We start from the raw sequence: 17970 nt of genomic DNA, 5'->3' as shown, positions 1-17970 counted from the left end.
AGCGTCTTCGCGTGACCGCCGACCAGAGTCTCGACGCCGGGCTGCCCATCCGCCTGCTGCACGACCGCGTGCTGGTGCGTACCGAGGGCGCTGAGGGAGAACGCCGCTCCACCGCGGGCATCGTGATCCCCGCGACGGCCGCCGTGGGCAAGCGGCTGGCCTGGGCCACAGCGGTCGGCGTCGGGCCGAACGTCCGCGCGATCGTGTCCGGCGACCGGGTGCTGTTCGACCCGGACGACCGCTCCGAGGTCGAGTTGCACGGGCGGGCGTACGTGCTGCTGCGCGAGCGGGACGTGCACGCCGTGGCGGCCGAGCGGGTGGAGAGCGCCGCCGCCGGTTCCACCGGTCTCTACCTGTAGCCCTTCCTCCCTCCGACGGCGCCTCCCGCCGTTTGCGGCGCTGCCCGGCGGGAAGCCCAGGCACCTCAGCGCGCCCTGGGGAGGGACACCATGCCGGTAGTGATCAAGAAGATCCTCGCCTGGGGATTCCTCGCGTTCCTGATCTACTTCATGGCGTTCCGGCCGGACGGGGCGGCGCAGGTGTTCAAGGGCATCGGGGCCGCGCTGATGGCCATCGCCCAGGGGCTCGGCGACTTCCTGACCGGCCTGATGAGCTGACCGGCCCCTCGGCGACCGTCGTCAGCGTCCCCAGGGCGAGCCCGGACCGTGGCCCGCGCCCGGCCAGCCGCCCTGGCCGTGGCCGCTCGGGCCGTAACCGCCACCCGGGCCGTAACCGCCACCCGGGCCGTAACCACCACCCGGGCCGGGCCAGCCGGTCGGGCCGTAGCCGCCCGGCGGGAAGGCGGGCGGCGGGGCCAGCACCACCGGGATCGGCACCACCGGGTCGTCCGGCGCCTCGACCGGACGCTGCGAACCGTCCGGGAACCGCAGGTGATAGCGCTGACCGTCCCACACCCCGACCGGCGCCTGCGGGTCACGACCGACGAAGAACGACCGGTACGCGGTGATCGCGTCCAGCAGCTCCCGTTCCTCCCGTGCCGTCCGCTCCCGCTCGGCGGGCTTGCGGTCGAGTCCTCGGCGCATCCCGTCGCGCAGCAGCGCCAGCCGGGTCGCGGCGAACTGGTAACCGCGCATCGCGCGTACCCCGCCGTCACCGGCGACCCGCCGCGCCCAGGTACGCGCCGCGTGCCGCCGGCCCAGGCTGCCCAGCGCCGCCACCTCGGGCGGGGTGAGCCAGCCCGCGCGTACGTAGTCCGGCAGGGTGCGTTCGGTGAGCCGCCCCTCCCAGGCACGCAGCCAGACCGCCAGCCCGACCATCGCGAAGAAGATCGGCACCATCACGCCGATGTAGCCGTAGAGCACGATCACGGTCTCCCCGGTGGCCTGGGCCAGCGAGGGCAGCAGGTTCCAGGTGCCGTGCAGGATCATCGCCAGCAGCAGCCCGGCGAGCGGCGCGAGCACCCGTACCCGCCGGTCGGCGGTACGCGCGGCGACGCCCAGCCCGACACCGGTCATCGACGTGAACAGCGGGTGGGCGAAGCCGAACAGCAGGATCCGGACGATGAAGATCGCGATGACCTGCTGCGTGCCGGTGGCCGGTCCGTACTGCTCCACGCCGGTGCGGTAGCCGTACCCGCCCAGGTAGAGGATGTTCTCCACCATGGCGAAGCCGACCGCGGAGAGCCCGCAGTAGACCAGGCCGTCGGTGATCCCGGAGAACTCCCGGCGCCGGAAGATCAGCACCAGGAGCGGGCCGGCCGCTTTGGTCAGCTCCTCGATGAACGGCGCGACCAGCACCGCGGTCAGCGCGGCGGGCAGCCCCCAGTCGTCGAACAGCCCCGCGGCCGCCGTGTTCACCAGCAGCGAGATCGCGGTGGAGACGAAGGCGCCCCAGGCGAAACAGAAGATCAGGTACTTCAGCGGCTCCGGCTCGTACCGGTCGAGCCAGAGGAAGCAGGAGACCAGCACCGGCACCGGCAGGATCGCCGCGATCACGCCCACCAGCAGCGCCTCGGCACCCAGGCTCTCGCCGAGGGTGAACACCATGAACAACGCGCCGGCCGCGATCAGCAGCACCACACCGGCCAGCGCGAGGAAGCGCCGCCAGCCCAGCCGGCGCAGCGGCATCCGGGGCGTCGGCGCCCCCGGCGGCGGGGCGGCGGGAGCGGACGGCGGCAGGGCTCCGCCGGATGGGGTGTCGGCCATGCGGTCAGCGTAGTCACCCGCGACCCACTGGTCCGGGCTCATCGCGACGGCTGCGCTCCGGACAGGTCACGAGCGCCGGCGTCGAGCCCCGGTCCGCGGCGATGGGGTCAGCCGACTGGAGGGGCTGTGGGTGGGTGGGCGGCGGGTTCGGCCTGTCGGTTCTCGCCGAACGACTGCCGGACCAGCCGGTTCGCCTCCTCCTGCTCGATACCGGACGCCACCAGCAGGTCGCTCGCGGTAGTGCGCACCTGGGCGATCACCACGCTGCCGGAGAAGCCCACCCCGTCGGCGTACGCCCGGCCGGCCTCGCTCACCGCGCGCAGCGACCGTTCCCGCGCGTGTTCCGGCTCCTGCCCGGCGGCGAACTCCTGCCGGAGCAGGCGTACCGACTCGGCCAGGTGGCCGATCGCGTCCGGCATCGGCCCGGGGACCGGTTCGGCGTCCTCGATCATCGTGACCGCGCGGCGGATCAGCGTGCCGCTGTTGCGCATGGCCCGGTCGATCGGGTCGGCCGCCTCGGCGTAGTGGGTCAGCTCGCCGCGCCGGTGCCACCGGGCCGGTGAGAGCGTGCTCGTCTCCTTGGCGCCCTCGATCGCCTCGGCGAGCGCGGCCAGTTCCCCCTTGTTCTCGCGCAGCCGGAACAGGGCCCGCTGTGCCGCGTCCCGATCCCGGTTGCGCAGCGCCTCGGCGCCCGCGTCGAGCTGGTCGGCGAGCAGGTCCAGCGCCGGCCGGGCGGCCCGGTTGATCACCCGCAGCGGGTTGAGCGGCAACAGGACGGCGGTGACCAGCAGCGCGATGCCGCCGCCGAGGAACGCGTCGACGAAGCGGGGGAACTCAAGGTCTTCCATGGACGGGCTGAGCGTCACGATCAGCACCGCGGTCGCCGCGGCCTGGATCACGATGGACACGCTCGCGCCGGCGAAGATGCTCAGCAGAATCGCCGAGGTCACCACGAGCGCGAGCTGCCACGCCCCGGTGCCGACGAAGTAGATCAGCACGTCCCCGACGAGCACGCCGACGGCCACGCCGACGATCAGCTCGACCGTACGCCGGAACCGCTGGCCCACCGAGGCGGCGAGCGTGCCCACCGCCGAGATCGGCGCGAAAACCGGCTGCGGGTTCTTCAGCAGCCGGTGCGCGACCAGGTACGCCAGGCCGGCGGCGAGCCCGGCCTGCACCGCCAGGCCGAACGTGGTGCGGACCCGGTGCAGCCGGTCGTGCAGGGTGGCCTTGCCCCGGCGCCGCAGCTCCTCCACGGCGGAGGCGATCCGCTGCCCGTCGCGGTCGGCCGACTCTGCACGCAGGTTGCCGCGACGAAGGAACGGCAGACGTCGGTCCCGGGGCATGGCGGGTACTACCCGCGACGAACCCGCTGAATCCCCGGTCCGCCGCCCGGTGCGGCAGACTGCACCCGATGGACGACCTGACGGCGCGGTGGCGGGACACGGCACGGGCGGCGGGCGCGACCCGTCCGGCGGCGGTCGACCGGGCCGGCGTCCGGCTGCTGGCGGCCTGGCGGGAGCCGCACCGGCGCTACCACGACGAGGCGCACCTGCGCGCGGTGCTCGACGTGGTCGACGCGTACGCCGGTCGGGCCCGCGACCCCGACCTGGTCCGCCTGGCGGCGTGGTGTCACGACGCGGTCTACGACCCGCGCGCGGCGGGCGACGCCAACGAGCGGGCCAGCGCCGACCTGGCCGCCGAGCTGCTCGCCGCCGCCGGCCTCCCGGCCGCGACGGTGACCGGGGTTCGCCGCCTGGTGCTGCTCACCGCCGGTCACGTGGTCGGGCCGGACGACCCGGACGGCGCGCTGCTCTGCGACGCGGACCTGGCGGTGCTCGCCGCCCCGGCGGAGCGCTACGACAGGTACGCCGCCGCGATCCGCGCGGAGTACGCACACGTGCCCGAGCCGGACTTCCGCGCCGGCCGGGCCGCCGTGCTGCGGCACCTGCTCGCCCTGCCGGCGCTCTACCGGCTACCCGAGCCGCACGCCCGTTGGGAGGTCCGGGCCCGGGCCAACCTGTCCCGGGAGCTGGCCGCGCTCACCTGAGACGCGGTGCTTCGGGCGGCGCAGGCCGGCGTCCCGCAGCAGCCGGACGATCTCCCGTGACGGCACGACCGTGGCGCCCAGCCAGACCGCCGCCCGGAACCGCTCGGCGGGCAGGTCGTAGTGGTCGCGGTCGAAGCCGCGCCGGGGCGCGCCGAGCAGCTCGGCGAACGCGTGCAGCTCGGCGTACGAGACGTCGCTGATCAGGTGCGACCAGAGCCGGCCACGCCAGGGCACGGTGGGCGGGTCCAGGTAGAGCACGGCAACAGACGGTACGCCGGTAGCCTTCCCGGCATGGCCGCCCATCCCCTCCTCGACGACCTGCGGGCCGCGCTCGGCGACGCCGCCGTGCTGACCGATCCGGATCTGCTGGCCGGGCACGAGCGCGACGAGGCCGACCTGTGCGACTCGGGTACCCCGCTGGCGGTGGTGCGTCCCCGCAGCACGGACGAGGTGGTGGCGGTGGTCCGGGCGGCCGGCCGGCACGGCGTGCCGGTGGTGCCGCAGGGTGCGCGGACCGGACTCGCCGGCGCGGCCAACGCGATGGCCGGTGCGCTGGTGGTGAGCACCACGGCGATGGACGAGGTCCGGGAGATCGATCCGGTCGGCCGGATCGCCGTGGCGCAGCCGGGCGTGGTGAACGCGGCGCTGGCCCGCGCGGTACGGGAGCACGGCCTCTGGTATCCGCCGGATCCCGGCTCGTGGGAGTCGTCCACCATCGGTGGCAACGTGGCCACCAACGCCGGCGGCATGTGCTGCGTGAAGTACGGCGTGACCAGCGAGTACGTGCTGGGCCTGGAGGTGGTGCTCGCCTCCGGCGAGGTGCTGCGCACCGGGCGGCGTACCGCGAAGGGCGTCGCCGGGTACGACCTGACCCGCCTGTTCGTCGGCTCGGAGGGCACGCTCGGTGTGATCACCGAGGTGACTGTGGCGTTGCGTCCCGCCCCGGAGGAGTCGCTGACGCTGGTCGCGGTCTTCCCCACGGTGGCGACGGCCGGTGGCGCGGTCGCCGGGATCGCCGAGCGAGGGCTCACCCCGAGCCTGCTGGAACTGCTGGACCGCACCCACCTGCTGGCGATCGAGGCGTACCGGCCGATGGGTCTGCGCACGGACGCCGAGGCGCTGCTGCTCGCGGCGGTGGACACCGGCCCTCGGGCGGCCGACGACCTGGCCCGGCTGGCCGAGGTGTGCACCGCCGCGGGCGCCGACGAGGTCTACGCGGCCACCGACGCGACCGAGGCCGCCGCTCTGCTCCAGGCTCGGCGGCTGGCCCACCCGGCGATGGAGCGGTTCGCGGCGCAGACGTTTCCGGGTGGCAACGGCGGCCTGGTCATCGATGACGTGGCGGTGCCGCGCGGCCGGCTCGCGGAGCTACTCGACGGGGTGGCCCGGATCGCCGAGGCGTGTCAGGTGCCGATCGGTGTGGTCGGCCACGCGGGCGACGGCAACATGCACCCGAACATCGTGGTCGACCGGGCGGATCCGGCGAGCCTGGCCCGCGGGCGGCGGGCCTTCGACGAGATCATGCGGCTGGGGCTGGAGCTGGGCGGCACCTGCACCGGGGAACACGGCGTCGGGCTGCTCAAGCGGGACTGGCTGGCCCAGGAGATCGGCCCGGTGGGCGTACGCGTGCACCAGGCGATCAAGGCGGCGTTGGACCCGGCCGGGCTGTTCAACCCCGGCAAGATGTTCTAGTCGGGGATCCCCTACCTGGGGGAGGCCGGAAGTTCGACGCCCGTGCCGTCGGTGCCCCGGTCGGCCGCGAACCCGCGTACGTCGGGGGCGCCGAGGCGAGCCGCGTCGGCAGCGATGTCGTCCGGCATGAGCTGCGACTCCCGCTCGGCCAGCACCCGCGCCCGGTAGTGGGCGACCTCCCGGTCCCGGGTCGCCGCGTCCCAGCCGAGCACCGCGCCCATCAGCTCCGCGGCGTGCTCCGCCGACTCCAGGCCGCGGTGGCTGGTCTCGATCGAGATCCGGGTACGCCGGGTCAGCACGTCCTCCAGGTGCAGCGCGCCCTCGGCGCGAGCGGCGTACGTCACCTCGGCGGCCAGGTATTCGGGTGCGCCGGCCAGCGGCGAACCGAGCAGCGGATCGGCGTCGACCAGGGCGAGCAGGTCGAGGGTGAGCGTGCCGTAGCGCTCCAGCAGGTGCTCGACCACCCCGACCGCCACCCCGTGCCGGCGGGCCAGGTCGGCCCGGTCCCGCCACATGGCCGCGTACCCGTCGGCGCCGAGCAGCGGCAGGTCGGCGGTACGCGAGGGGCGGGCCCGGCCGAGCCGGTGCATCGCCCGGTCGACCACGTCGGAGGCCATCACCCGGTAGGTGGTGTACTTGCCGCCCGCTACCAGCAGCAGGCCGAGCATCGGCTCCACCACCGCGTGCTCACGTGACAGCTTGGAGGTGGAGTCCGCCTCGCCGGCGAGCAGCGGGCGCAGCCCGGCGTAGACACCCTCGATGTCGGCGGTGGTGAGCGGCCGGTCCAGCACGGTGTTGACCTGCGACAGCAGGTAGTCGATGTCGCTCGCGGTGGCGGCCGGGTGGGACCTGTCGAGTTGCCAGTCCGTGTCGGTGGTGCCGATGATCCAGTGCCCGCCCCACGGGATCACGAACAGCACGCTCTTCGTGGTACGCAGGATCAGGCCGGTCTCGCCGACGATCGCCGAGCGGGGCACCACCAGGTGCACCCCCTTGGAGGCGCGGACCCGCAGCTTCGGGCGCAGCCCGACGTCGTTGAGCATCCGCGACATGTCGTCGCTCCACACGCCGGTGGCGGCGATCACGGTGCGGGCGCGTACCTCGAACTCGGCGTCCGGCGAGCCGCCGGGCGCCTCCAGGTCGCGGACCCGCACGCCGGTGACCTCCCGGGCCTGGCGGATCAGGCCGACCGCGCGGGCGCTCGTCACCACCGTCGCGCCGAGGCTCGCCGCGGTGCGCGCCAGCGTCACCACCAGGCGGGCGTCGTCGACCTGACCGTCGTAGTAGCGGATCGCGCCGGCCAGCTTGTCCGGGCGCAGGCTGGGGAAGATCCGGCGGGCGCCCTCACGGGTCAGGTGCCGGTGCAGCGGCATCCCCCGCCCGCCGCCGAACACCCCGGCGAACGCGTCGTACGCGGCCACGCCGAGCCCGTAGTACGAGCGGCGGAAGAACCGCCGGGGCAGGTCGGCCGCGCCGCCCTCGGCGGGGAGTGGCACCAGGATCGGCACCGGCCGGACCAGGTGCGGGGCGAGCCGGGTGGCGAGCAGGCCGCGCTCGGTCAGCGCCTCGTGGACCAGGTGGAACTCCAGCTGCTCCAGATAGCGCAGGCCGCCGTGGATCAGCTTGCTGGACCGGCTGGACGTGCCGGCCGCGTAGTCGCGCGCCTCCACGAGGGCGACCTTCAGCCCTCGGGACGCGGCGTCGAGCGCGGCGCCCGCTCCGGTCACGCCACCACCGATGACCAGCACGTCGAACCGCTCGGCCCGGAGCCGGCGCAGGTCGTCGGCGCGGCGCTCGGCGGACAGCCGGCCGGCCGTGGATCGGGACACACTCGGATCACGCACCAGTCAACGGTAACCGTCTCGGGCACGCGGTGACACGGCCCGGCCGTACCGTGATGACCATGCTGACCGGTCCGCCGCTTCTCCCCGTACCGCCGCCGCCACCGCGCGAGAACGGGCCGTGGCCGGTCGTCGCGGCGGTGGCGACCGGGGTGTGGATCGTGCTGCTCACCGTGCCGGGCCAGATCATCGGCTGGCTGGCCGACCAGGTGGCGCTGGTGGTCGGCGCGGACCGGCCGGTGGTGGCCTGGCCGGTGGTCGCGGTGGCTACCGTGCTGCTGGCCGGCGCCCCGGCGCTGGCGCTGGCGCTCGCGCCGCGTTCCCCCGCGCTGCGGGCGACCGGCCGGGCCTGGACCGCCGCCGTGGTGGCGCTCGGGGCGACCACGCTGCTGCGGGCGGTCCCGCCGGTGCACCACGAGGCGTACCTGGCCGCGCTCGCGGTGACCGTCGCGGTGCTCGCGTTCGTCGCCGCCCGCCTCGGCCGCGTCCGGCCACCGGTCGTCGTGGACGCGGTCCCGGAGGGCCGGTTCGGGCCGGTGTCGCTGCTCGCGATCTCCGCCGGGCTGGCCGTGCTGCTGCCCTGGGCGTGGGTGGGCGCGCTGGGCGGGACGCTGGAGACGCTGCTCGCCGGCCTGGTCGCCGCCGCGCTGGGCGCGCTCGCCGGGACGCTGCTCGGCACCGGTTTCTGGGCCGCGTTCGGGCCCGGCCCGGCCCGGCTGGTGCTGGTCGGCGGCCTGGTCGCGGGCGTCGCGCTGACCCCGCTCGCGGCCGGCGCCGGGCAGTCGGGCGTGCAGTTGCCGGCGCTGGTCCTGCTGCCGCCGCTCGGTTTCGTGCTGGCCGCGCTGGAGGCGGCGGCCCGCAACGCGGGCCGGCCGGCCGGGCCCGCGCCGGTGCGCTGGCTGGTCGGGCTCGCCCTGGTGGGGCCGCTCGCCTTCACCGACCCGGAGGAGATCAGCCTCCTGCTGTCCACGGTCCGCGACCTGCCGTTCTGGGTCGCGGTGGGCACCGGCGTGGCGTTCGCCGTCGCGGTCCTGCTGGCCGTCGGGTACGGCGTCCTGCTCGCCCGGTCCCGCGCCCGCGCGCCCCGGCGCGGTCCGGCCGCGCTGGCCGTCGCCGCGCTGCTCGCCGCCGTCGCCGTGGTGTACGTGGTCCCCGGCCAGCCCGGGCTGCACGGCGAGCGGCTGCTCGTGGTGCTGCGCGAGCAGGCCGGCCTGACCGGCCTGCCGGCCGGGACGCCGGGCCGGGCCGGGCGGGACGCCCGGGCGGGCGAGGTCTACCGGCGGCTGGTGGCCACCGCCGACCGCACGCAGGGCGACCTGCGCCGCACGCTGACCCGGATGGGGTTGAATCCGACGCCGTACTACCTGGTCAACGCCATCGAGACGGACGGCGGGCCGGCGGTGCGCGCCTGGCTGTCCAGCCGTCCCGAGGTGGCCCGGGTACTGGTCAGCCAGCGGCTGCGCCCGCTGCCCGCGCTCGCCCCACCGGCGCGCGGCGACGTGCCGGCCCCGGCCGGTCCGGCCTGGAACATCTCGCTGATCGGCGCGGACCGCGTCTGGTCGGACCTCGGGGTCACCGGGTCGGGCGTGGTGGTGGGCAGCTCCGACTCCGGTGTCGACGGCCGGCACCCGGCCCTCGCGGGCGGCTTCCGGGGCGGCGACGACTCCTGGTACGACCCCTGGGAGGGCCGCCGAGCCCCGGGCGACCGGGGTGGCCACGGCACCCACACGCTCGGCAGCGCGGTCGGCCGGGACGGGATCGGCGTGGCGCCGGGCGCGAGCTGGGTCGGCTGCGTCAACCTGGACCGCAACATGGGCAGCCCGGCCCGCTACCTCGACTGCCTCCAGTTCATGCTGGCCCCGTTCCCGGCGGGCGGGAACCCGCTCACCGAAGGCCGTCCCTCCCGCGCTCCGGACGTGCTCACCAACTCGTGGGGCTGCCCGCCGGTGGAGGGCTGCGACCCGGGGGCACTGCGACCGGCGACCGCCGCCCTGACCGCGGCCGGCATCCTGGTGGTCGCCGCCGCCGGCAACACCGGCCCCTCGTGCGGCTCCATCGTCGACCCGCCCGCGCCCTACCCGGACGTGCTGACCGTCGGGGCGGTGGACCGGCAGCGCCGCGTGACCGACTTCTCCAGCCGCGGCCCGGCCCCGGACGGTGGGGCCAAGCCGGACCTGGTCGCCCCGGGCGCCGATGTGGTCTCGGCGATGCCGGGTGGCGGGTACGCCGCACTGAGCGGCACCTCAATGGCGACCCCGCAGGTGGCGGGCGTGGTGGCGCTGATGTGGTCGGCGAACCCGGCGCTGATCGGGGACCTGGAGCGGACCCGGGCGATCCTGCGCGACACCGCCCGGCCGGTTCCGTCGCCCACCGACGCGTGCGGCGGACCGGGCGAGGTCTCCGGCGCCGGGCTGGTCGACGCGTACGCGGCGGTGCGCGCGGCCCGCGCCGGGTGAGCACACGTCGTCACCGCGGCAGCACTCTTGACAGTGGACGGCGCCCCGCTGATCATGTGGGCACTCCAGCACCCGGCCGTCGGCAGATCGGACCGGTGGCTGACATCGACGACAACGGGGGAAACATGCGGCGGTTCCAGCGACGACGATCCGGGCCAGGCACCGTGAGCGGGAACTGCCCAGCCGGCTCGGTCCGGCTCTGACGGCGGACGCCGCCGCGAAGCACCCGGGTACCCGCAGCCGCCGCACGCCCGGCGACCGGGTCGAGGGCACCGGCCGGCACCACTAGTCAGCCGACGCGCTGCGCGGCCGGCTGACGCCTGTGGATTCGCGGCGTTCGACGCCTGGCACCGGGCGGAACAACAGGTGCGATCTGAAGCAACCGATCGGGGGACGGTGCTGTGTCTTCGCGCGTCCCTCGCCGGTACGGAGACGAGCAAGGACTGAGCGAATGACCGAGGGACACCTACCGACCCCACCGCACCCGGCCGCCCCGCACGGTCCGGCTGCCCATCCGCCGCCGCCCGGCGCGTACCCGCACCCGGGTGCGTACCCGCCACCTGGCGCGTATCCGGCACCCGGTGCCCATCCCCCGCCGGGGGCCTACCCGCCTCCGCCTCTGGGTCCGGGTCCGGGTCCGGGTCCGGGTGGACCGTACGGGCCGCCGCCGGGTCGGCCGCCGGGCCAGTACGGCCCACCGCCGGCCATGCCCGGCCCGTACGGCCCCGGCGGGTATGGTCCGCCCGGCCAGTACCGTCCCGGGCCGCCACCGCGCAAGAAGTCGAAGCGCTGGATCTGGATCACGCTTTCCTCGCTCATGGCGGTCGTGCTGCTCTGCGTCGGCGGCGCGTTCGCCCTGCGCAGTTGGGGCCACCAGCAGACCGAAAAGCGCATCGCCGCCCGCGAGGAGAGGGACAACCCGGTCAAGCGGGAGCTGGTCGACAGCCTGCTGGCCGAGCACACCCGGGCGCTGAAGGACCGGGATCTCAAGGCTTTCCTGGCGCCCTTCGACCCGGCCGACAAGAAACTGATCGCCGACCAGACCCGGGTGTTCCACAACCTCACCAAGATTCCGTTCAGCGAGGCGACGTTCGCCAACAGGAGCCTGGGTGAGGTCAAGCCACTCGGCGCGGGCTTCACCTTCGACCTGATGCTGGGGTTCCTCCACCGGATCGGTGAGTACGACCGTGCGCCGGTCGAACGGAGGTACTTCTGGAAGGTCGTTCAGGACGTGAAGGACGGCCCGCTCAAGGTCACCGCGATCGACAAGATTCCGGCGCGATTCAAGGCGACGGATGACGACTTCTACCCCACCCCCTGGGACAAGTGGGACACCGTCCACGTCGAGAAGACCGAGCACACGGTGCTGATCGTCGACGGATCACTGCGCGCCGAGGCCCGGCGTCACGCACCGGCTGTCGAAGCCGCGGCGGTGAAGAACATGGACGCCTGGAAGGCCGCCGGAGTGGAGGGTGAGATCCCGTCGGGATTCGTCGTCTCGCTCGTGAAGGGCCGGAAGGAACTGGGGTCGTTGTGGCGTATCGAAGATGAGCCACCCACGGAGGCCGGCGTCTCCATCGGCATGCGCACCGCCGAGTACGACGCGAAGCTGGAACGGCTCGACGGCCCGCTCATCGCCGGCAGCCGGGTGGTGATCGACCTGAAGACCTCGTACTTCACGAGCGCGCATCCCGACGGCCCGCCGATCATCTTCCGGCACGAGCTCGCCCATTCGATGGTGGCAACCCTCGTCGCCGTCGACAAGGAGAACCCGCACCGATCCGAGCGGTCCATGTGGACGGTCGAGGGGTTCGCCGAGTACATGGCCTACTCCCCCAAGCCGTGGACGACGAACCACAGCATCCCGGAGGGAAGGCGACAGCTACGCGCGGATCGCGGCGAGGTGTCGTTGCCCAGCAACGGGGTCTGGGATGCGTCGTCCCCGGGCCGGTTGAACTACCACTACCTGCTGGGTCACGCGGCAATGGACTACATCGCCGGGAAGTACGGTGAGCAGAAACTCTTCCAGTTCGTCGTCGGGAACTACCGGGGCAAGTCGGTCGAGACCCTGACCCAGGAGCTGTTCGGCGTCTCGTACAAGGAGTTCGAGCGGCAGTGGGCCGCCCACGTCACCGGCAGGTTGCGCTGAGCGTGAGTCGTGGTGGCCGGCTGGTCACGCCGGCCACCACGGCTCGCCGGCGGCGTCAGTCGAGCCGGCAGATGACCGCGTCACACCAGGTCCGGCACCCGCCGCCCGGCTGCGGGCGCTACCGTCGGCAGCCATGAACGTGGAGATCACCGAGCTGCCGCCCGAGCCGTCGCCGGCCGTCGTCGACCTCTGCCGGCACGCGCTCGACCTGCCCGAGGACGCGGCCGAGGCCCCGGACATCCTGGAGACGCTCACCCGGCGCGCGGCGGCGCACCGGCCGGTCGTGGTGCTCGGCGCGGTACGCGGCGGCGCGCTGGTGGGCGTACTCGTCGGATCGCTGTCGGCGGCCGATCCGCGCGTCGGCCACGTCGACCTGGTCGCGGTCGCGCCACAGGAACGCCGCCAGGGCGTCGGCCAGGCGTTGCTGGACGAGGCGGAACGGCGGCTGGGCGTGCTCGGGGCGGCCGAGGTGCTGCTCGCCGGGAGCCCGCCGCACTACGCCTGGCCGGGCATCGACGTGCGCTACACGCCGGCGGTCTGCGCGGCGCAGCGGCTGGGCTACCGGCAGGACCGTACCGCGTGGAACATGACCGCCGGCCTGGCCGAGGGATCGGCGGCGCTGCGCTCCACCGAGGCCGCCGAGCAGCGGCTGGCCGGGCGCGGCGTGACGGTACGCCGTGCCACCCCGGACGACCTGCCGGCGCTGGCCGCGTTCGCCAGGTCCACGTTCGGCGGCGCCTGGGACGGCGAGCTGGCCGGTTCGGTCGGGCGGCCGGATGCGGGCGCGCACCTCGCCGAGCGCGACGGCGAGATCCTCGGGTTCGCCGCGTACGGGTCGGCCCGGCCGAGCTGGTTCGGACCGATGGGCACCGCACCGGAGTCGGAGGGCTCCGGGATCGGCGGCGTGCTGTTGCGCCGCTGCCTGCGTGACCAGGCGGCGGCCGGGGTCGGCGCGGCGCAGATCGGCTGGGTGGGACCGGTGCCGTTCTACTCGAACGCGGCCGGGGCCCGGATCGAGCGGGTGTTCTTCCTCTACCGGAAAGCCATCAACGGCGCATAGACGCCAATAGCGCCATTCGGCCTCCTTCATCATCGACCGGGTTCTACGGTCGGGGCAGAGGAGGCGGCGCATGACCACGAATGACGAACGGGCCGAGGAACCGGCCGACGAGCGTCCCGGCCAGCTCCCGTTCGACCGGCTCGACATCGGCGACGCCGAGCAGCTCGCCGAGCTGGCCGGCGCGGACCGGCAACCGGTGGAGGAGCCACGGCAGCCGGTGGACGAGCCGAGGCGGCTGCCGCCGCCGTACGACCGGGCGCACAAGCGCCGCAACCAGCGCCGGCTGCCCACCTGACGCGTACGCGGAAAGGGGGCGGACCGCTGACGCGGCCCGCCCCCTTCGGCGTACTGGGTGGAGCTGGACTCAGAAGTCCATCTCCCCGCCACCCGGGCCCGCCGGGGCGGCCGGGTTCTTCTCCGGCTTGTCCGCCACGACGGCCTCGGTGGTGAGGAACAGCGCGGCGATCGAGGCGGCGTTCTGCAGCGCGGAACGGGTCACCTTGGCCGGGTCGATGATGCCCGCGGCCAGCAGGTCCACGTACTCGCCGGTCGCGGCGTTGAGGCCGTGACCCGGGTCGAGGTTGCGGACCCGCTCGACGACGACGCCACCCTCCATGCCGGCGTTGACGGCGATCTGCCGCAGCGGGGCGTCCAGCGCGATCTTGACGATCTGCGCGCCGGTCGCCTCGTCGCCGGCCAGGTCCAGCTTGTCGAAGGCGGTCTTGCCGGCCTGCACCAGCGCGACGCCACCACCCGGGACGATGCCCTCCTCGACGGCGGCCTTCGCGTTGCGGACGGCGTCCTCGATGCGGTGCTTGCGCTCCTTCAGCTCGACCTCGGTGGCCGCGCCGACCTTGATCACCGCAACACCGCCGGCCAGCTTGGCCAGACGCTCCTGCAGCTTCTCCCGGTCGTAGTCGGAGTCGCTCTTGTCGATCTCGGCCCGGATCTGGTTCACCCGGCCCTGGATCTGGTCGGCGTCGCCGGCACCGTCGACGATGGTGGTCTCGTCCTTGGTCACCACGACCTTGCGGGCGCGGCCCAGCATCTCCAGGCCGGTCGCGTCCAGCTTGAGGCCGACCTCCTCGCTGATGACCTGGCCACCGGTGAGGATGGCGATGTCGGTCAGCATGGCCTTGCGGCGGTCACCGAAGCCCGGCGCCTTGACGGCGACCGACTTGAAGGTGCCACGGACCTTGTTGACCACCAGGGTGGCCAGGGCCTCGCCCTCCAGGTCCTCGGCGATGATCAGCAGCGGCTTGCCCGACTGCATGACCTTCTCCAGGATCGGGAGCAGGTCCTTCACCGACGCGATCTTGCTGTTGACGATCAGGATGTACGGGTCGTCGAAGACGGCCTCCATACGCTCCGGGTCGGTCATGAAGTAGGCGGAGATGTAGCCCTTGTCGAAGCGCATGCCCTCGGTGAGCTCGAGCTCCAGGCCGAAGGTGTTGCTCTCCTCGACGGTGATGACACCTTCCTTGCCCACCTTGTCCATCGCCTCGGCGATGATCTCGCCGACGCTGGGGTCGGCGGCGGAGATGGAGGCGGTGGAGGCGATCTGCTCCTTGGTCTCCACGTCCTTGGCGAGCTTGAGCAGCTCCTCCGAGACGCTGGCCACGGCCGCCTCGATGCCCCGCTTCAGGGCCATCGGGTTGGCGCCGGCGGCCACGTTGCGCAGACCCTCACGAACCAGGGCCTGGGCCAGGACGGTCGCCGTCGTCGTGCCGTCACCGGCGACGTCGTCGGTCTTCTTCGCGACCTCCTTGACCAGCTCGGCGCCGATCTTCTCGTACGGGTCCTCGAGCTCGATCTCCTTGGCGATGCTCACACCATCGTTGGTGATGGTGGGGGCACCCCACTTCTTCTCGAGCACGACGTTGCGGCCCTTGGGGCCGAGGGTCACCTTTACGGCGTCGGCGAGCTGGTTCATGCCCCGCTCGAGGCCGCGGCGTGCCTCTTCGTCGAACGCGATCATCTTGGCCATACGGCGTTGCCCTCCTGGACACTCACGGGCCACCCGGGATGCCCGGATGGGCCGTCTGGTGTACGCACCTTGGGGACGTCGCCACCTGGCGACGACGACGTCTCTCCTCGGTCGGGCCGGACAGCCCGCGACGACCGGCCTCGTACCGCTCCGGCGTCCCTTCGGACACCGGCGCGACCGTGGCCCTACCGCCCCGACCTTCTGGCACTCACCGTACGCGAGTGCCAATGACTTGTTTAGCACTCTCCCTAGCCGAGTGCAAGCACGACAGCCCCGCTCAGCCGAGTTCCGCCGCCAGTTGGGCCGCGTTCACCGGGCCTTCCTGAGCCCGCTGTTCGGCGTACGTGACGACCAGTCCGACCTGCTGCGCCAGGTACGCCGGAGCAGCCAGCAGGGCACCGGACACGGCGAGCGTCACGGCGCCGATCGCGGTGCCCACGGCACCCATCGGCTCGACGCCGAACACCGTCACGCTGATGCTGCGCAGCACGGCGTCCAGCACAACGGTGGCCACCAGCACCGCTCCGATCACCAGCACGACCCGGCCCAGCACCATGCCGAACCGGTTGTGGAACATCCGCCACGCCCGTCCGATCGGATCCACCCGCTCGAACAGGTAGACCGGGCCGAACAGGGCCAGCGCGAACGTGAGGTAGATGCCGGGCAGCAGGCAGAAGCAGGTGCCGATCGTGACAAGCAGCGAGTCGACGATGGTCCAGCCCCAGAGGCCGAGCGCGCGGCGCAGCCCGTAGCGGAGCGCCGCCGACAACCCGGCCGGTTGGCCGGCCGCCTGCCGGGCGACCACCCAGGCGCCCGCGGCCCAGCCCAGCGCCTGGAGCGCGCCGAACGCCAGAGCGGCGAACAACGTCGCACCGTAGAAGGCGGAGAGCTGGCCCCAGAATCCGGTCGGCAGCGCCTGTGCGCCGCCCGCGCCGGTCGTCAGCTCCACGTCGGGCGGGAGGACGAGCGAGATGATACTGATCACCGCCGCCGGGAGTACCTGGCAGAGGAGCACGATCGGCAGCAGTTGCCGCCAGCCACGCCGCAGCGCGGCGGCGCAGCGGGCGAACCACGGACCGATGCCCGCATGCGGCGGGTTGACCAGCGGGTCCTGCGGGTCGACGCCGGAAGGCCAACCGGCGTACGCCCCGGGACCGGCCGGCGCCGGGTACGCCGCCCCGGGCATCGGATATGCGGGGCCGCCCCAGCCCGGCGGCACGTTCCAGCCCTGCGAGGGAGGGCCGCCCGGGGCGGTCCACCCGGGCTGGCCGGGCTGACCGGGTAGGTTCGGGGCGGCGGGCTGCGGCGGCTGGTACCCGGGCTGCGGCGGGACGGCCGGGGTGTGGCCGGTGTGACCGGCCCACGGGTCGGCGGGCGGGGTCCGGCCGGAGTCGGGCGCGGACCCTCCAGCGGCGTCCGACGACACCGGACCTGCAGGCGGGGGCGCGGTCGGGTCGGCCGGAGGGCCGGACGGCGTCGGTTCGGCGGGATCCGGCGGAGGCAGATCGGACAAGGGCCCTCCTCAGCGGCTACGGCTGGAACGGCTCCCGATCTTCCACTGTGCGCGCTCGCTCCACAGCCCTCCGATCGGCGGACCCGGCTGCGGAACCGCCCGGCGGGCGGACGTCAGGCGATGACGCGGACGTGCTCGGCCTGCGGACCCTTCTGCCCCTGCGCGATCTCGAACTCGACCCGCTGGCCGTCGTCGAGCGCCTTGTAGCCGTCCATCTCGATCGCGGAGAAGTGGACGAAGACGTCCTGCCCGCCGTCGACGGCGATGAAGCCGTAGCCCTTTTCGGCGTTGAACCACTTCACGGTGCCCTGTGCCACGGTGCACTTCCTCACTCTGCGCGGCGTTCCAAGACCCGGAAGCCGGCGGACCGGCACCGGTGGCGCACCGGGCTCAGCGATCGGTAACGCTGAATTCGGTGACCGAAATCGCACGCTACACGAGGCGTGACGACGGCGCACGACCACAAATCGGGCATATTCCGGGCCGTACCCGGGCCTGTCGCACACCCGCGGGGGCCGTCCGGTATGCATGCGGCATGACCAGCGCGACCACCACGACCACCGTCCGCCGGGTCCGGCCGGAGGACGCCGCCCGGATGCGGGCGCTCCGGCTGGAGATGCTGGCCGACTCCCCGCTGGCGTTCCTGGAGACCGTGGCCGAGGCCGCGGCGCGGCCGCACACCGAGTTCGCGGCCCGGATCGCGGCCGTCTCGCGGGGCGACCACATCGCGCAGTTCGTGGCCGACCCGGGCGGTCGCCTGGTCGGCCACGCGGGCGGCACCGCCGCACCGGACGAGCCGGGCCTGACGCTCGTCTACGCGGTCTACGTGACGCCGGCCCGGCGGGGCAGCGGCCTGCTCGCGGCGCTGGTCGACGAGGTGGCCGCCTGGTCGCGCGCCTGCGGGCGGCCCGAGCTGATGATGGAGGTGGTGGCCGGCAACGACCGCGCCTACCGGGCCTATCAGAAGCTGGGCTTCGTGGACACCGGGGTACGCGTGCCGCACCCCCGGATCACCGGCCTGCACGAGCTCCAGATGCGCCGCCCGGCCTGACCCGGC

Annotated in this window: 16 protein-coding genes; 9 read left to right on the top strand and 7 right to left on the bottom strand. The window is 73.8% G+C overall.

All coding sequences use genetic code 11. From position 1 onward, the window contains the following. Positions 1 to 11 precede the first annotated feature (11 nt). Together ACFYON_RS11740 and ACFYON_RS11735 are read left to right on the top strand one after the other, a co-directional pair. Complete coding sequence (locus tag ACFYON_RS11740) at positions 12 to 359, top strand: co-chaperone GroES (protein WP_354868613.1); 348 nt, start codon at positions 12 to 14, stop codon at positions 357 to 359. A 90-nt stretch (positions 360 to 449) separates the two neighbouring features. Continuing rightward, a complete protein-coding gene (locus ACFYON_RS11735) occupies positions 450 to 617 on the top strand; it encodes a hypothetical protein (protein WP_167796936.1) in 168 nt (55 codons plus the stop codon). A 21-nt stretch (positions 618 to 638) separates the two neighbouring features. Here ACFYON_RS11735 and ACFYON_RS11730 read toward each other — a convergent pair whose 3' ends face one another. Continuing rightward, positions 639 to 2207, bottom strand: a complete 1569-nt coding sequence (locus ACFYON_RS11730; protein WP_387189762.1) for a PrsW family intramembrane metalloprotease — start codon at positions 2205 to 2207, stop codon at positions 639 to 641. Between the two features lie 65 nt (positions 2208 to 2272). Then, a complete protein-coding gene (locus tag ACFYON_RS11725; protein ID WP_354868619.1) occupies positions 2273 to 3511 on the bottom strand; it encodes an FUSC family protein in 1239 nt (412 codons plus the stop codon). 68 nt (positions 3512 to 3579) lie between these two features. Between ACFYON_RS11725 and ACFYON_RS11720 the strand changes: the two genes are divergently transcribed. Further along, positions 3580 to 4215, top strand: a complete 636-nt coding sequence (locus ACFYON_RS11720; protein WP_354868622.1) for a metal-dependent phosphohydrolase — start codon at positions 3580 to 3582, stop codon at positions 4213 to 4215. Here ACFYON_RS11720 and ACFYON_RS11715 read toward each other — a convergent pair. Continuing rightward, on the bottom strand, positions 4141 to 4473 hold the full coding sequence (locus ACFYON_RS11715) for a DUF4031 domain-containing protein (RefSeq protein WP_354868625.1): 333 nt from the start codon (positions 4471 to 4473) through the stop codon (positions 4141 to 4143). The genes ACFYON_RS11720 and ACFYON_RS11715 overlap by 75 nt on opposite strands. A 33-nt stretch (positions 4474 to 4506) precedes the next feature. Here ACFYON_RS11715 and ACFYON_RS11710 point away from each other — a divergent pair, with 33 nt between their 5' ends. Beyond that, on the top strand, positions 4507 to 5907 hold the full coding sequence (locus ACFYON_RS11710) for an FAD-linked oxidase C-terminal domain-containing protein (RefSeq protein WP_355094163.1): 1401 nt from the start codon (positions 4507 to 4509) through the stop codon (positions 5905 to 5907). Between the two features lie 11 nt (positions 5908 to 5918). Here ACFYON_RS11710 and ACFYON_RS11705 read toward each other — a convergent pair whose 3' ends face one another. Next, entirely contained in the window at positions 5919 to 7736 is a 1818-nt protein-coding gene (locus tag ACFYON_RS11705; protein WP_355094177.1) for a glycerol-3-phosphate dehydrogenase/oxidase, read from the bottom strand. A 68-nt stretch (positions 7737 to 7804) separates the two neighbouring features. Between ACFYON_RS11705 and ACFYON_RS11700 the strand changes: the two genes are divergently transcribed. The 4 genes from ACFYON_RS11700 to ACFYON_RS11685 all read left to right on the top strand — a co-directional run bounded on the left by ACFYON_RS11700 (position 7805) and on the right by ACFYON_RS11685 (position 13708). After that, positions 7805 to 10204: a S8 family serine peptidase gene (locus ACFYON_RS11700; RefSeq protein ID WP_357710611.1), complete on the top strand. Its 2400-nt coding sequence runs from the start codon at positions 7805 to 7807 to the stop codon at positions 10202 to 10204. Between the two features lie 706 nt (positions 10205 to 10910). Then, complete coding sequence (locus ACFYON_RS11695; RefSeq protein ID WP_354868633.1) at positions 10911 to 12353, top strand: hypothetical protein; 1443 nt, start codon at positions 10911 to 10913, stop codon at positions 12351 to 12353. A 133-nt stretch (positions 12354 to 12486) separates the two neighbouring features. Continuing rightward, complete coding sequence (locus ACFYON_RS11690; protein WP_354868636.1) at positions 12487 to 13413, top strand: GNAT family N-acetyltransferase; 927 nt, start codon at positions 12487 to 12489, stop codon at positions 13411 to 13413. Between the two features lie 70 nt (positions 13414 to 13483). After that, positions 13484 to 13708: a hypothetical protein gene (locus ACFYON_RS11685; protein ID WP_354868639.1), complete on the top strand. Its 225-nt coding sequence runs from the start codon at positions 13484 to 13486 to the stop codon at positions 13706 to 13708. Between the two features lie 69 nt (positions 13709 to 13777). Here the strand turns inward: ACFYON_RS11685 and groL are convergent, their stop codons facing one another. The 3 genes from groL to ACFYON_RS11670 all read right to left on the bottom strand — a co-directional run bounded on the left by groL (position 13778) and on the right by ACFYON_RS11670 (position 17230). After that, positions 13778 to 15400, bottom strand: a complete 1623-nt coding sequence (groL, locus tag ACFYON_RS11680) for a chaperonin GroEL (protein WP_354868642.1) — start codon at positions 15398 to 15400, stop codon at positions 13778 to 13780. 277 nt (positions 15401 to 15677) lie between these two features. Then, positions 15678 to 16913, bottom strand: a complete 1236-nt coding sequence (locus tag ACFYON_RS11675; protein ID WP_355015069.1) for a hypothetical protein — start codon at positions 16911 to 16913, stop codon at positions 15678 to 15680. A 113-nt stretch (positions 16914 to 17026) separates the two neighbouring features. Next, the gene (locus tag ACFYON_RS11670; RefSeq protein ID WP_039909088.1) at positions 17027 to 17230 is read right to left on the bottom strand and encodes a cold-shock protein; all 204 of its coding nucleotides are present in this window, start codon (positions 17228 to 17230) and stop codon (positions 17027 to 17029) included. A 218-nt stretch (positions 17231 to 17448) separates the two neighbouring features. On the opposite strand from ACFYON_RS11670, the gene ACFYON_RS11665 reads away from it, so the two are divergent. Beyond that, complete coding sequence (locus ACFYON_RS11665) at positions 17449 to 17964, top strand: GNAT family N-acetyltransferase (RefSeq protein ID WP_354868648.1); 516 nt, start codon at positions 17449 to 17451, stop codon at positions 17962 to 17964. The last annotated feature ends 6 nt before the right edge of the window (positions 17965 to 17970 follow it).

The organism is Micromonospora sp. NPDC005686, assembly GCF_042871665.1.
GTDB lineage: Bacteria > Actinomycetota > Actinomycetes > Mycobacteriales > Micromonosporaceae > Micromonospora.
Note: the sequence above shows the minus strand (reverse complement) of the source record. Positions and strands in the feature narration are given on the sequence as shown.

Bases quoted from the DNA above. Each gene is read 5' to 3' on its own strand.
- ACFYON_RS11735 (WP_167796936.1), top strand. From the start codon at position 450: ATGCCGGTAGTGATCAAGAAGATCCTCGCCTGGGGATTCCTCGCGTTC.
- ACFYON_RS11730 (WP_387189762.1), bottom strand. From the start codon at position 2,207: ATGAGCCCGGACCAGTGGGTCGCGGGTGACTACGCTGACCGCATGGCC.
- ACFYON_RS11725 (WP_354868619.1), bottom strand. From the start codon at position 3,511: ATGCCCCGGGACCGACGTCTGCCGTTCCTTCGTCGCGGCAACCTGCGT.
- ACFYON_RS11720 (WP_354868622.1), top strand. From the start codon at position 3,580: ATGGACGACCTGACGGCGCGGTGGCGGGACACGGCACGGGCGGCGGGC.
- ACFYON_RS11710 (WP_355094163.1), top strand. From the start codon at position 4,507: ATGGCCGCCCATCCCCTCCTCGACGACCTGCGGGCCGCGCTCGGCGAC.
- ACFYON_RS11700 (WP_357710611.1), top strand. From the start codon at position 7,805: ATGACCATGCTGACCGGTCCGCCGCTTCTCCCCGTACCGCCGCCGCCA.
- ACFYON_RS11695 (WP_354868633.1), top strand. From the start codon at position 10,911: ATGCCCGGCCCGTACGGCCCCGGCGGGTATGGTCCGCCCGGCCAGTAC.
- ACFYON_RS11690 (WP_354868636.1), top strand. From the start codon at position 12,487: ATGAACGTGGAGATCACCGAGCTGCCGCCCGAGCCGTCGCCGGCCGTC.
- ACFYON_RS11685 (WP_354868639.1), top strand. From the start codon at position 13,484: ATGACCACGAATGACGAACGGGCCGAGGAACCGGCCGACGAGCGTCCC.
- groL (WP_354868642.1), bottom strand. From the start codon at position 15,400: ATGGCCAAGATGATCGCGTTCGACGAAGAGGCACGCCGCGGCCTCGAG.
- ACFYON_RS11665 (WP_354868648.1), top strand. From the start codon at position 17,449: ATGACCAGCGCGACCACCACGACCACCGTCCGCCGGGTCCGGCCGGAG.